Consider the following 13728-nt stretch of genomic DNA (forward strand, 5'->3'; position numbering starts at 1 on the left):
CTTTCGGACGGTTCCGGTAGGGCACGAGCGTGACATCGTGAAGACAGAAAAAATATAGACCGTTGACTCAGTTCACACAACAATTCTCTCCTTGCTGCCCGCAACCAGCTCGTAGGTCTTTAGGCTGTACCACGTCCGGCCGTTCGCCTCACCCACCTCACGCCGAGGACGCCCATGCCCCGACTCGCCCTCTCCGACGACTTCGTGACCGATCTCATCGCGCTGCAAAGGCCCGTACAGAAGGAGGTGAACGACGCCATACAACGCTTCAGGGAACTGACGGTTCCTCAACTCCATGCGAGCAAGGGCATGCACCTGGAGAAGCTCGAGCGGGCGCGCGATCCCCTGATCCGCACCATTCGCATCACAAAGTTCTACCGGGGAGTGCTGCTCGCCCCCGACGACGGCAGCGAGCGGTTCACCCTGCTGCGCGTCGCCCCGCACGACGAAGCCATCAACTGGGCCTGTCGACGCGTCTATTCGGCCAACAACGCGACCGGCGGCCTCGAAGTACGCAATGTCGACGCGCTCGAGCAGATGGAGACGTACTTCGAGACCAAGGCCGCGACCGAGCCCGCCCGGCTCCTCGCTGACCATTCCGACACGGTTCTGCGCGACCTCGGGATCGATGACCAGGTGCTGCGGCTCGCCCGGGTCTGCGTGACGCCTGAAGACCTGGCGGTGATGGCACCGCCGATGATGCCCGCGGACCAGTACGAAGTGCTGTGGTTTCTCGCCCAGGGCGAGTCCGCGGAGGACGTCTGGGACCAACTGATCGCTCCGCGCGGCCAGACCGTGCGTACGGCCGAGGGCAGGCCGACCGTCACCGTGGCCGAGGCGGTCCTCAACACCCCCGACCACATGGTGGAGGTGACGGGCCCCGACGAACTGCAGCGCATCCTCACCGAGGACCTCGCCCGCTGGCGCGTCTTCCTCCACCCCGCCCAGCGCCGTTACGCCTATCACCCTTGCTTCTTCGGGCCCGCGCAGGTCACAGGAGGCCCCGGTACCGGCAAGACCGTGGTCGCTCTGCATCGGGTCCGACATCTGCTGCGCGAGGGCGGACCGGACGACCGGGTCCTGCTCACCACGTTCACGAACGCCATGGCAGCTGCTCTGCGCGACAGCCTCGCCCTGTTGATCGGTGACGCCGACGCCCATCTCCTGGACCGCGTCGACGTCACGACGGTGGATGCGCTGGCGGCCCGCGTGATCCGCGAGGCGCGCGGCAGCTCACCGAAGCCGTTGACCGCGGCCGGCGAGAAGAGCGCGTGGACCCGCGCCATGGCGCGAGAAGACCTTCCCTGGTCGGAGAAGTTCCTCTCGCAGGAGTTGCGCAACGTCGTGCTCGCGCAGGGACTTCGTACGCCCGAGGAGTACCTGCGCTGCGTCCGCCGTGGACGCGGCACTCAGGTCGGACGCGTGCAGCGGGCACGACTGTGGCGGGTGATGGAGCGGTTCACCGCGGACCTCGCCGCGCGTGACACGGCTACGTACACCCAACTCTGCGATCAGGCGGCTCAGTTGCTCGCCCGCTCCGGGCCCCGCTACCGGCACGTCGTGGTCGACGAGGCCCAGGACCTTCACCCCGCTCAGTGGCGGGTGCTGCGCGCCTGCGTCGCCGCGGGGCCCGACGATCTCTTCCTCGTCGGCGATCCGCATCAAAGGATCTACGACTCCCGGGTCTCACTCGCCTCCCTCGGCATCCCGGTACGTGGGCGCAGCACGCGGCTGCGTCTCAACTACCGCAGCACAGAGGAGATCCTGCGCTGGTCCTCGTCGTTGTTGGACGGCCGCGTGGTGAGCCGACTCGGTGAGGACGACGACGAGGACGGGCGTCCGGATTCACTGCGCGGGTACCGTTCCGAGTTGCACGGTCGTTCCCCCGCCGTTTTCGGCCACGGCACCCAGGAGGACGAGCTGCGCGCACTGGTGGCGCAGGTACGGGCCTGGATGGAGCAGGACGGTGTCTCGTCGTCGGAGATCGCGGTGTGCGCGCGCTTCAACACACTGGTCGACGCGGTGATTGCGCGCCTCAGACGCGAGGGCATCGCGGCAGTGGCGGTGAAGGACGACCCCGGGCCGCACACGCCCGGTGTCCGCGTGGCCACCATGCACGCCATGAAGGGGCTCGAGTTCCGCTGCGTCGCCGTCGTCGGTGTCACCGCGAGTGTGCTGCCGTTCGCCCCTCAGGTGACGCCGGCCGACGTGGATCCGATTCAGCACGAGACCGACCTGCTCGCCGAGCACTGCCTGCTGTTCGTCGCGTGCACCCGGGCCCGCGACGCTCTGGCTGTCTCCTGGCACGGGGAGCGCAGCCCCTTGCTGGACTCCGTCCTCGGCTGACACAGGGGCAGGGCCTCGCCGCGACGACGAGGCCCTGCCCCCACGGTTCGGTCAGAAACGGATGTCCCGCACGACGACAGCGCGCACCACGCCCTGCGATGTTTCGTACGGGATCTCCTGCCCGGTCCTCTGCCACAGCATCGCGTGACCCAGCGGCGACGAAGGCGAAACCATCTCGGCTTCGTCGGTGGACAGTTCGGCGATGGTGTAGAGGGTGTCGCTGTCCAGTCTGCCGTCGAACTCGAGGACGAGCAGCGCTCCCGGGACCACGACCTTCGATGCCTCTGCCGCCTGTGGATCCACCTGCACCGCGTCCAGGAACGACCGCAGGAAGCCGAGACGGCGCGTCCAGCGGTCGCGCTGGTCGGCCTGCGACCTGCGCAGGAAGACGAGGTTCGCGGCGTCCACGTCGGAAGGTGCCTCGGCCGGGGTGTCGAGGGCTGCCTGCAGCGCCTGCATCTCACGGAGCACACGCTGGAACGCCGCGGGCGGGACTGCCTCGACGGGGAGCGCCGGACGAGCGGGCCGAAGGGGCGTGCGCTCTGCACTCCGCGCCGGCTGCCGTGACGGCTCTGTCCGCAGCGGCGCCGCGGTCACGGTGGACCGCGGTACAGAGCGCTCATGGTGTGCGGCCTCGGGGGTCGCCGCCGCGGACCGCTCGGGACTCGGGGCGACACGTACCGCGGTGGCGGGCGACTCGGCCTTGGGCTCGGCACCGGTCACGTCCAACGCCGGATCCGCCTCCGGCGCAGGAGGAGCCGCCTCAGCGTCGGCGCTCTCCGCAGCATCTCCCGTGCCGAGCTCCACCGGCTCGATGCCCAGCCGTTCCAGTTCCGCCCACAGCGGAGCAAGAGCCTGCTCCCGGTCCAGGTGGAAGCGGCTGCCCCGGATGCGCACGAAGGTCCAGTCGACCCGCTCCAGGTCCCGCTGCCGACCGGCTGCCTGGGCAGCGTCGTCACCTTCCGCGAACGTGTCCCCGTCGCAGGCCACGGCGAGCCGTCGGGTACCGCCCTCGACGACGAGGTCGATCGCGTGCCGTCCCACGCGATAGCCGGGCCGCACACGGTAGTTCCGGGCGACGAGCTCCAGGTACACCTGCTGCTGGAAGAGACTGTCGAACGCCTCGTGCCGCACGTCCGGGAGGACGTCGCCCTCGACCGCGGCCGTGTCCTCCTCGGCGGGCCGGGTGAGGTGGTCGAGCCAGTCCCTGCGCAGGTCGTTCTCGTGGAACTGCTCGGTGCGGGCGCTGTGGAACACCCATACCTGGTCCTGCGCGCGGGAGGCCGCGACGTTGAGTCGCTGTTCGTACGTCTTGCCGGTGAACCCTCCCGGTACGGTCCCGGCCGCGGTGGTGGCCGAGTTGACGCACGAGATGAACATGACGTGCCGCTCGTCGCCCTGGAAGTCCTCCGCGTCGCCGACACGGATGCGGCGCGCTTCACGCTGTTCGTAGTCGAGGCGCTCGGCGAGCAGGTTCTCCAGGTACGCCACGTGGGCCTTGGTGGAGCGCAGACTGATGACGCCCATGGTCCTGCCCTCGTACGCGGGGTCGGAGCAGCAGCGCACGAGCGCGTCGACCAGCGCCTCGGCTTCGGCCGTGTTGACGAGTCGGCTGCTGGTACCGACAGCCTCGCCGTTCTCCACGTGAACGGTGTGCACGGGCGGCAGACGGTCGGCGCCGTACTGGCGCAGCGGCTGAAGCCGGCCGTTGTAACAGAGCTCGTTGGAGAAGGAGATGATCTCCGGCATGCACCGGAAGTGCTCCTCCAGCATCAGCGCTCCGCGCCCCGAGGACAGCGCCTCGGTCAGGTCGAAGAAGCTCGACTCAGGACCGAACAGGCTGCGCACATCCGGTTCGAGAGAAGTCAGCAGGCGATCCCTCAGGTGGAAGTACTCGTCCTGCTTCAGGCCGACGTTGGCGGGGCTGACCTGCTTGCTGTCGCCGACGACGACCATCCGATCGGCCATCCAGCTCAGCAGCATCGCCTCAAGTCCCGACTGGCTCGCCTCGTCGACGATGACGACGTCGAACATGCCGGGCTTGTCCGTCGGCACGGTCTCGGCGACCTGGTGCAACGGCATGATCCATGCGGGCACCGCCGTCTGCGCCTTGCTCAGTGCTGCCTGCGCGTCCCGCCGGTAGCGGTGCTGGTACTTGCCCTTGATCCGGCGCGCAGCCTGCTGATAGGCGCTCAGAGCACGGGACTGGTCGCCGGTGAGCAGTCCCAGGCAACGGTGCCAGGCACGGGCCGCGGCGAGGCGCGTGAGCACGATCCGTGCCTCGTCGTCGGCCTCGGTCAGCCGGCGGCGCAGGGCACGCTCGGCGTCGGGATCGGTGAGCCGTTCCATCCGCTCTCGCCATGCGGACCAGGCCCAGGCCTTCTCCAGCAGGGGCAGCCGGGTGTCCCAGTCGCCGTCCCCGGGGCGTGCGGTGATCCGCTCCGCGAGTGACGGGAATGCCTCACGTACCCGCGTGTGGGCCATGTGGTGCGCCGCGCGCAGCCGGGCGGCCTCGCGCACCTCTGCCATCTCCTGGCTGAACTCGCGATATCCGTCGGTGTCCCGGGCACGCACGCTGTCGAGCGCGCGGGCGACCGCAGGTGAGACTCCGGGCCTCTCGCTCCACTCGCGCAGGAGTTCCTCGGCGTCCGTGAGCAGCCGGCGCGACCGCTCGGCCTCGCGCAAGGTGGTCGCGGCGCGCAGCAGAGCCCGTACGGCTCGCTCGACGGGAGCTTCCTGCCAGGCGGCGTTCACCAGGTCCGGCGATGTCGCCGCGGCGGTGACCACCTCCGTACGGGTGGAGGCCACAGCGAGCAGCGCGTGCAGGGTCTCGATGTCCTGGCGGAGTCTGGCCAGGCGGGGCCCGTGTCCTTGCCAGGCACCCGCTGCCCCTCCCCACTCGGACTCGACCTGGTTCAGGCGCAGTTCGAGCTGAACCCGGGCCAGGACGACGGCCGCGGTGGCCGCGTCCTCGGGGGCGCGCCCGTCGACGCGCACGGCGGCGGCGAAATCCCCGACTGCCTTGGCCAGCTTGGAACGCATACCGAGCGTGCCCTTGAGTTTCTGTCCCTGGGCGAGTCCGTCGTGCAAGGTGGTGGCCTGGGCCAGGGCAGTGGCGGCGTCGAACCCGTCGAGGCCGCTGACCATGGCGGTGCCGAGTGTGGCGAGGCAGGCCTCTGCGGCGGTGAGCGCCTCGGTGACGGCGGCGTGCCGACTGCGTGTCTGCCAGTCGTGCCCGGCCGCGACCTCGGTGAGCAGGGCTGCGGCCCACGGCCCGGTGGCTCCGGCGAGCGATGCGGCTCGGGCCCGTGCGGCGGCGAACGTGTCGAGAGCGGTCGCGAGAGCCTGCTGCCGTTCCGCGTCCAACGTGCGTACGGCCGTGTCGTACTCCGCGCTGACCGGGTCCTGCCGTACGGCCGTGTGGGCTTCTTCGGCCGCCTGGACCACAGCGACGGCTTCGTCGAAGTCACCAGGCGTGGGCAGCTCGGCGGGACCTGGCACGTCGGCGGCGAGCGCCTTGAGGTGCGGGGTGAACTGGCGTGTCGTGTGCAGGAGTTGAAGGGCGTCGTCGGCGGTGATCGTGGGCTGTTCCTGCGGGACGGGGCCGACCCACCCGAACCGGTCCGATTCGCGGCTGAGGCGCTCGGCGATCTCCTGGGGACTGCCGCTGTAGTCGCCGATCTCCGCCTCGAAGCGTACGGTTTCCTGTTCCCGCAGCACGGCGAGGTCGCGCAGCATGGCCCGCTGGGTGGCGCGGGCAGTGGCGAGCTTCGTCTGCAGGACACGAATGTCGGCCTGTGCAGCCTTGGGATCGTATCCCGCGTACTCGGTCAGGATCCGCTGGACCGACGCCTCCAGTTCACGCCGTGCCGCGGCGCCGTCCTCGGTCCGGCTCACGCACAGGTGGCGGATGGATTCCGGCAGCTTGTCCCGGAGCACACGCAGGGCACGTGGGGTATGGCTCGTGATGAGGACGCGCTTGCCCTGGGCCAGCAGATCCGTGACGAGGTTGGCGATGGTGTGGGTCTTGCCGGTGCCGGGCGGGCCCTGCACCACGACGAGCCGGTTGGAACGCAGCCGTTCGGCGATGGTGCGCTGCTGTTCGTTGGCGGGCAGCGCGAAATAGGTCTCGCGCTCCTGCGTACCCGCCCCGTCTTCTCCGGCCGCAAGGTCGGCGGCGGTCTGCGCGCCGTCGCGTCCGGCGATGTAGCTGAGAAGTTCGGTGGGTGGCGTGCCGTTGTCGATCTGTCGGGCGATCGCTTTGAGCGCGTCCGTCGTGGACCGTCGGCTGCGCTCGCGCAGTACGAGCGCGGGAGTGAATCCCACGTGCGGAACGTCCAGGGTGCGCGGCCGGGCACGGTCCACCTCCTGCACATAACTGCCCGCACTGTGCGCGGCATTGACCCAGCTGCGCAAGGCGGTGTGCAGCGCGTCCAAATGGTCGGGGTCGGTGACGTCGGACGCTCCTTCGAGCTCTTCGACGATGCGTTCACGGACCGGGCCCGGAACATGCTGCGCCCCTTCGAGCATGTTCTCTTCCAGTTCAAGGCCGACACCGGTCGGATCGGGAACCACGGTGAGGGTGCCGGTCGCTGCGTCGAGCTGGACGGTGGCCCGATGCGTGACCAGGTGGCGTTCCACCCGCTGCCCGGTGGGTGTCTGCCAGGTGAGACGTCCGAAGCCGAGCACCAACTCGTAGGCCTCACCCAGGTTTGCGGCATCCTCGTGCATCTTGTGCAGTCGGTCGTACAGCTTGACGAGCGGATCGATGGCGCGGCGCGTCTCTGCCCAGGCGAGCCAGTCCTGTTCCCAGGCCGCGTACAGCTTCTCGATCTTCTCGCGCTCGGGGTGCTCGTCGAGCTCGTGGTACGTCTTGCCGAGCGGGATCCCTCGGCTCCAGTCCGGGAATTCGGGGTCGATGCGGCGCCTCAAGTGGGGTGCCCGCTGCTGCTTGAAGTCACGTACGCGGGTGATGTCGATCCACGGGGCCAGCAGGTCATCGGGGTGCGGGGCGTCCGGCCGGTCGGGGCGGGCCACCGTCAGCCAGGCCGGCTCGTCGGCGGCCACGACGCCATCCAGCATCACGTCGACGCCGGAGTCATCGGGCAGCTCGTCGAACCAGACGATGCCTGCCGCGCCGTCAAGGGTGCGCACAGGGCGCGCCTTGGACTCCTCGGCCTCGGCCAGGAACCGGAAGATCTGCCGCACACGCGCGGCGTCGAGATCATCGCCGAGCTCCGAAGGGACCGACGCAGGAAGAGCCTGGCTCTGCGCCGCACCGCGGAGTGACTCCTGATGGTCCCCGAACAACGGGCTCTGGTCGGGCAGTTGTGAGCCCTGGCGCGGGGTCGGCAGGAGACGCGCAGCCGTGGCCTCTGCCGTGGTGAAGACGACCTTGTCCCGCTCTCGCGCGTACGGAAACCTGACCTCGATGTCCAGGTCGCCGATCGAATCGGCAGGAACGCTGTACGCCCAGGTCGCCGACATGCTGCGCCCGGGACGCAAGACGCCTTCGAGCCTGCCGTCGAGCATGTCGCCTTTGTCGTCCTCGATCTGACGCCCTGTCTTTCCGTACGGGCCACCGCGCACAAGCAGTTCGACGCCCTCCACGTCCACGGCCGTGTCCGCCGTGTTGGTCAGATGCAACGTGACGCGCACGAGATCGTCGCCCTGCCGGGCTCCGTACACGGCTGCGGCATCGACCGGCAGGTGGGCCACGACGTCCCCCACGCCGACCCGCAGTCCGTCGCCATAGTCGTACACGGACCCGACCGGCCGCACGCCGTCGTCCAACCCGTTCCCCAACTGCGCCATATGCCACCCCCACCGTCACTCGAAGCCTCACGATGGGGCCTCGCACGTTCCATCAGATTCTGACAGCTCACACGTCTCAGCGTGGCGTCTCGCTCACCTTACATCACATTCATGCGTTGACACAGTTCACATACGCATGCAGGATGGCTTTCAATTCACCATCGACGGTTCACGACATCCCAGAGAACGGGTGGGCACGCCATGCACATGGAAGTTCTGGACGTCTCCCCCGAGTTGGCCGCAGAGTGGCTCACTCGCAACACCAACAACCGCCCGCTCAGCAAGGGGGCTGTACAGCAGCTGGCCGGACAGATCCAGCGCGGAGAATGGCAGCTGACCCACCAGGGCATCGCCTTCGACGAGGACGGCGTACTCATTGATGGCCAGCACCGCCTGGCGGCCGTCGTCAAAGCTGGAGTCCCGGTACCGATGACCGTCACGCGCGGCGTGCCGCGCACCGCGTTCACCGTGATGGACACCGGCCGAAAGCGCACGGGCCGCGACGCGCTGGCCCTCGTGGGCGAGGCGAACGCGACCCATCTGGCCGCCGCGCTCCGCGGCCTCCACCTGTATCTTCACGCCCCCAACTCCGCGTGGAGCGGCGGATCGTCCACCACGAGCAACGACCAGCTCCTGGAGATTCTCGCCAAGCACCCCGGCATGCGCGACGCCCTCCACCATGGCCTCGCACTCAACCGCGGCTGCCGCATCACCGTCACCGCGGCGGCCATCGGCTGGTACGTCACCACACAGGCGCGGCCCGACATCGATCAGACCTCATGGGCGCAAGGAGTCATCACCGGCGCGTGCCTGGAGCCCGGCGACCCGCGGCTCACCCTGCGCAACACCATGCTCAGCCTCGCCGCGGGCAGGACCCATCGCCGCCGTGACGACTCACGCGAGCACCTGCTCTACTACCTCAAGTCCTGGAACGCCTGGGTCGAGGGGCGCAGCATGAAGCTGTTGCGCCGGTCGCCGAACGAGACGATGCCGAGGATCTCCCCTCAGGCGTTCTCCGCACGCGAGGACCGCTCCGCCTGAGGCCGACGACACGGACCGCGCGCAATGCGGCGTCGAGACAGTTTCACCAACACCACTTATCCGTTGACCGAGTTCACGCTACAGTTTTCGAGCCGCCGCGGCGCACACCGCCCCATCATCCGGCGGGCTGGCCAGTTCCCGTAGCTGGCGCGGAAGGGAAGGGAAGCGCATGCGCGCTCAGGAAATCAGCTTCATCAAACTCGTCCAGGGAGAGAAACAGTTCCAAGTGCCTCTCTACCAGCGCACATACAGCTGGGGGCGGGAACAGCTGGAGCGCCTGTGGGAGGACGTGCTCGAACTCGTCGATCAGCAGGTTTCCGGCAGCGCTCCGGCGCCGCACTTCCTCGGCTCCGTCGTTCTGGCACCTGGCCAGATGCAGGCCGGCAGTGTGCAGCGCTGGCTGGTCGTGGACGGCCAACAGCGCCTCACGACGCTCATGCTCGCGTTCACGGCCCTGAGCCACCACCTCAAGCAGGCCGGCTCGCTGCGCGGTGCCGACCGCATTCACGAGCAGATCCTCGTCAACAAGTACCTCGAAGGCCTCGATCACTACCGGCTGTTGCCCACCCAGGCCGACCGCGACGCGTTCACGGCGTGCATCCAGTCCCGCGCCGAGGCCGGCGGCGGCGACAACATCGGCACGGCGTACCGGTTCTTCCTCGGCGCGCTGGCCGAGGGCAGTGAATCGGGCGGCGACGAGTGGGCGGCGACCGTGGAGACCGTGCTGAAGGATCTCCTGTCGATCGTCGAGATCACGGCCGAGCCCGGCGACAACGTCTACCGCATTTTTGAATCGATCAACAACACCGGCGTCGGCCTCAGCCAGAGCGACCTGCTGCGCAACTACGTCTTCATGCTGCTGCGCGAGCGCGGCGAGCGGGTCTACCAGGAGCTGTGGCTCCCGATGCAGCAGAGCCTCGGCCCCAAGCGGCTCGAACTCCTCGTCTGGCTCGACCTCATCCTGCGCGGCCATCACAAGACGAAACAGAGCGAGATCTACCGCGAACAGCAAAAGCGCCTCCAGCCCCTGGCGGACGACGAGGCCGCGTTGGAGCGGGAAATCGCCGGGCTCGCCGATCGGGGACGCCGGCTGATGCAGATCATCGAGCCGTCCCGGATTCCTTCGCCGCCGCTGCGTGAGGTACTGGAGCGGCTGGCCGCGTGGGGCGGACAGACCCACTATCCGCTGGCGCTCCACCTGCTCGACGCCGTCGAGGCCGGCACGACCTCTACGGAGGAAGCGGCGGACGCACTTCGCCACGTCGAGTCGTATCTGGTGCGACGCCTCATCTGCCAGACGCCAACCACCGGCCTCAACCGGATCTTCATGGACGCTCCCAAAGATCTGGAGACCGACCGACCGGCTCCTGAGGCGGTACGCCGATTCCTGTCGGCCCGTCGTCGCAGATGGCCCAGCGACGAGGAACTGCGACAGGCCATCCGCAGCAAGCCCTTCTACTGGAGCGGCCGCCCGCTGCAGCGCAGCTTCATCCTGCGCCGCCTTGAGGAGAGCTACGAGTCCAGTGAACCCGTCGACTTCGGCAAGGCCGCGCTGACCGTGGAGCATGTGCTTCCGCAGCGTCCGTCGCGCGCGTGGCTCGACCTGCTCGCGGAGGAGACCGAGGAGAACCAGTCTCCCCAGGAGCTGCACGACCTTCTGGTCCACACCCTCGGCAATCTCACCCTCACCGGCGACAATCCGAAGCTTTCCAACCACCCCTTCCAGCGCAAGCAGCAGATCCTCGACGCGAGTGCCCTGCGCATGAACGCGGAGATCGCGAGCTGCGAGCGCTGGGGCAAGCGGGAAATCCTGGCCCGCGCCGACCGGCTCGCCGACCGCGCGACGCGGCTGTGGCCCGGTCCGGTCGGCGGGCCGACGGTGGCCGCGTCCGGCACCGAAGAGGCCTCCGGCTGGGGAGAATTGAGGGCCGCACTCGTCGCGATGCCGAGCGGCAGCTGGACCACGTACGGCGACATGGCCGAACTCATCGGGAGCCACCCGGTCGCCGTGGGCAGCTATCTGGCTTCGGCCCCGTCGGTCATCGGCGCCCATCGTGTTCTCACCGCGGAGGGCAAGGTGTCCGCAGGGTTCCGCTGGGCCGAGGGACGTGATCTTCCCCCGCCTCGGGATCTGTTGGAGAGCGAGGGCGTCGCGTTCGACACCTTCGGCAGGGCACACGCCGCGCATCGTCTCACCGCCGCGGAGCTGGCCCAACTGCTCGGCAAGGACGTGTCCCCCGCTTCCTCGTCCCCCTTGTCGGATCCGCTTCCCGACGACGAGAACCCGGAGGCGGCCGAGCGCTTCCGCAGCCAGTTGCGGGAACACCAACCGAAGGCAGCCGCCGGAGTCGAGGCCGCGCTTGACTTCTGGCGTGCCCAGGGCGGGCACCTCGAGTACGGCCGGTCCGAGGAGACGAGCTGCTTCCCCATGCTCGACACGGGGACGACGAGTCGCCGGCAGCTGGTGTGGCCCATCGCCGTCTACCCCGTGAGCGGAACGGTCGAGGTCGTCTTCCAGTACCTCAAGGACCGCAGCCCCTTCGACGACATCGAGCAGCGTCGCGAACTCCTGAGCCGCCTCAACAAGATCGACGGCATCGACCTGCCGGAGGCGAAGCTGGCGTTGCGTCCGTCGTTCCCCCTGGGGGTCCTGGCGGAGCACAGCGAGGAGATCTGCGAGGTCCTCGACTGGTTCGTGATGACGGTGGCGCTGCACGTGGCGCGCGGGGACTGATTTCCGAGCACAAGGAAGCAAGCCCTGCGGGCCGCAGGGCGATGCCTACAGGAAAGTTCCCGCCGTGAACCGGACGGAGGTCGTCACGTTCACGGCGGGATCTCACCCCTCGTTCAAGACGAGCGCTTGCGCCGCTTCCTTCTACTGGACCCCGGCATCGCCGGAGCGGTCTCGACGCCCGGTAGCGGACGCGCGCCGGCCGCCTTGCTCTTACTGCCCCCGCTCGGCTTCGCTTGCTTCTTCGCCTGCTTCTTCGCTGCCGGTTGCCGGGCCGTCGATGAGGACTCAGCGCGCCGTCCGCTTCGGGACTTTCTCAGCCCCAGGCTGCTTCCGAGCCAACGGCGTGTGACCTCGATTTCGTCCTGCAACTGCCGACGCTGAGGTGCGGGCAGCCTGCTGAGGGCATCCTCTGCCTCCTTCACGAGCGCCGCGGCCTGTCGAGGCTTTCCTCGCTGCCGCAGCCCTCTCAACGAGTGGCGCAGCTCCGCGTCGCTCAGCCGCACAGCACCACCGGCTGCCCCTGTCACGGTCCGGACCGGCGGCCTGGGTACAGCCCTGCCCGGCACATGCACGATCGTGCGGGTCTGCGACGGCTCCGACTTCGGCGCGGCGATCTGGCCGTCTTCCGTGAGGTCCAGCCGCGCAGGAGCCCTTCGCGAGGTCGCGCCGTGCACGGCGTACGCCCTGTCGGCCTCGCGTTGGCACCAATGTTTGAGAATCGCGCTCGTGGCGGGCGTACCAAGGCCGAGGAACGTCACAACGTCCGCCACGTACGGCGGCGGCTCCCCCTCGTTCGTCCGCAACAGTGCGGACAGCACGGGCGCTCCCGATCGGCCCGCGTCCGAGTCCACGGCGACCAACAAGCCGATCCGGTCCGCCAGGCCGAGATCAAGCAGATCCTCGCCCGCCGTCCTCGCCAGCGACTCCCAGGTGGTGCGGGTGCGGTGCCTCGCCGTGGTCAGCAAGGCCTCCCGCGCGGCGCGCGTCCTCGCCTCCAGCGACCGCTGCACGAGGGGGCGTTGCCTTACGTCGGACAGCGCGGCAGGCCGTGCCACAACACGCCGACGCCGTTCAGCGCCTGGCACTTGGAGCCCGTTCGGTCCCATCAGGCAGTCGTTGAGCGACGCCCAGGGCGTGCTCTTCCGGGGGTCCTCCGCCCGCACCTGTGCGCGCCGAACCGCGCCAACGGTCTCGAATCGAAAGCGCAACACATGACCATGGCTGTCGTACAGCTCCTCCATGATCTCCTGGTGCGCCGAGCCGGCACCGAACACCCAGTCGAGCGTGGCGGTCTCACGGCCCAGCAGGGTGCTCGTCTCCCGCCACTGCCCATACGCGATTCTGCTGAACTGGAACCGCACGTGCTGCCGGGTGCCCCGGGCCCGAAAATCGACGGCGTCCCCGGGCCCCGTCCCGAGGTTGCGCAGTGTCGTACTGCCCTTCAGTCCGCGCCGTCCCGACCAAGTGGCCAGGTCGTCCCTGATGAACAGGTGGTCCGCGCTGCTCTCCCCGGTCGCCACGCGAAGACATGTGGTGTGTGGATGGTGGGCGAAGTGGCAGACCTTGTCACGGTACAGGCGATCTGACAACTCATGCCCACAACCACCCAGTTGAGTGCCGCACCAGTAGGTGTAGGACGGGTGACGCCTTCGCCACAGGGCCAGCTCGTCCGCATCGGTCGGCAGGATGATCGGCCGCCCCGATCCCGGTCCCCCGATGACGGCAGTCTGTACGAGCCTGCTGTCCGATCTGATCACACTTCCCCCTTCAACCGGGGCCTGCCATCACCCGGC

The 13728-nt window shown here is 68.8% G+C and carries 5 protein-coding genes; 3 read left to right on the forward strand and 2 right to left on the reverse strand.

Annotated features, from left to right (window positions below):
- The first annotated feature begins 174 nt into the window (after nt 1-174).
- Nucleotides 175-2346, forward strand: a complete 2172-nt coding sequence (locus J3486_RS06780; protein WP_207819127.1) for an ATP-dependent helicase — start codon at nt 175-177, stop codon at nt 2344-2346.
- Nucleotides 2347-2397: 51 nt separating this feature from the next.
- Here J3486_RS06780 and J3486_RS06785 read toward each other — a convergent pair whose 3' ends face one another.
- Nucleotides 2398-8160: an AAA domain-containing protein gene (locus tag J3486_RS06785; protein ID WP_207819128.1), complete on the reverse strand. Its 5763-nt coding sequence runs from the start codon at nt 8158-8160 to the stop codon at nt 2398-2400.
- A 201-nt stretch (nt 8161-8361) separates the two neighbouring features.
- Between J3486_RS06785 and J3486_RS06790 the strand changes: the two genes are divergently transcribed.
- Complete coding sequence (locus tag J3486_RS06790; RefSeq protein WP_207819129.1) at nt 8362-9201, forward strand: hypothetical protein; 840 nt, start codon at nt 8362-8364, stop codon at nt 9199-9201.
- Nucleotides 9202-9370: 169 nt separating this feature from the next.
- Complete coding sequence (locus J3486_RS06795) at nt 9371-11935, forward strand: DUF262 domain-containing protein (protein ID WP_207819130.1); 2565 nt, start codon at nt 9371-9373, stop codon at nt 11933-11935.
- Between the two features lie 113 nt (nt 11936-12048).
- Here J3486_RS06795 and J3486_RS06800 read toward each other — a convergent pair whose 3' ends face one another.
- Nucleotides 12049-13692 (reverse strand): hypothetical protein, encoded by a 1644-nt coding sequence (locus J3486_RS06800; RefSeq protein WP_207819131.1) that lies wholly within the window; start codon nt 13690-13692, stop codon nt 12049-12051.
- Nucleotides 13693-13728: the final 36 nt, after the last annotated feature.

Source organism: Streptomyces sp. VRA16 Mangrove soil (assembly GCF_017377775.1).
GTDB lineage: Bacteria > Actinomycetota > Actinomycetes > Streptomycetales > Streptomycetaceae > Streptomyces.

Coding starts and splice junctions, on each gene's coding strand:
- J3486_RS06780 (WP_207819127.1), top strand. CDS start 175: ATGCCCCGACTCGCCCTCTCCGACGACTTCGTGACCGATCTCATCGCG.
- J3486_RS06785 (WP_207819128.1), bottom strand. CDS start 8,160: ATGGCGCAGTTGGGGAACGGGTTGGACGACGGCGTGCGGCCGGTCGGG.
- J3486_RS06790 (WP_207819129.1), top strand. CDS start 8,362: ATGCACATGGAAGTTCTGGACGTCTCCCCCGAGTTGGCCGCAGAGTGG.
- J3486_RS06795 (WP_207819130.1), top strand. CDS start 9,371: ATGCGCGCTCAGGAAATCAGCTTCATCAAACTCGTCCAGGGAGAGAAA.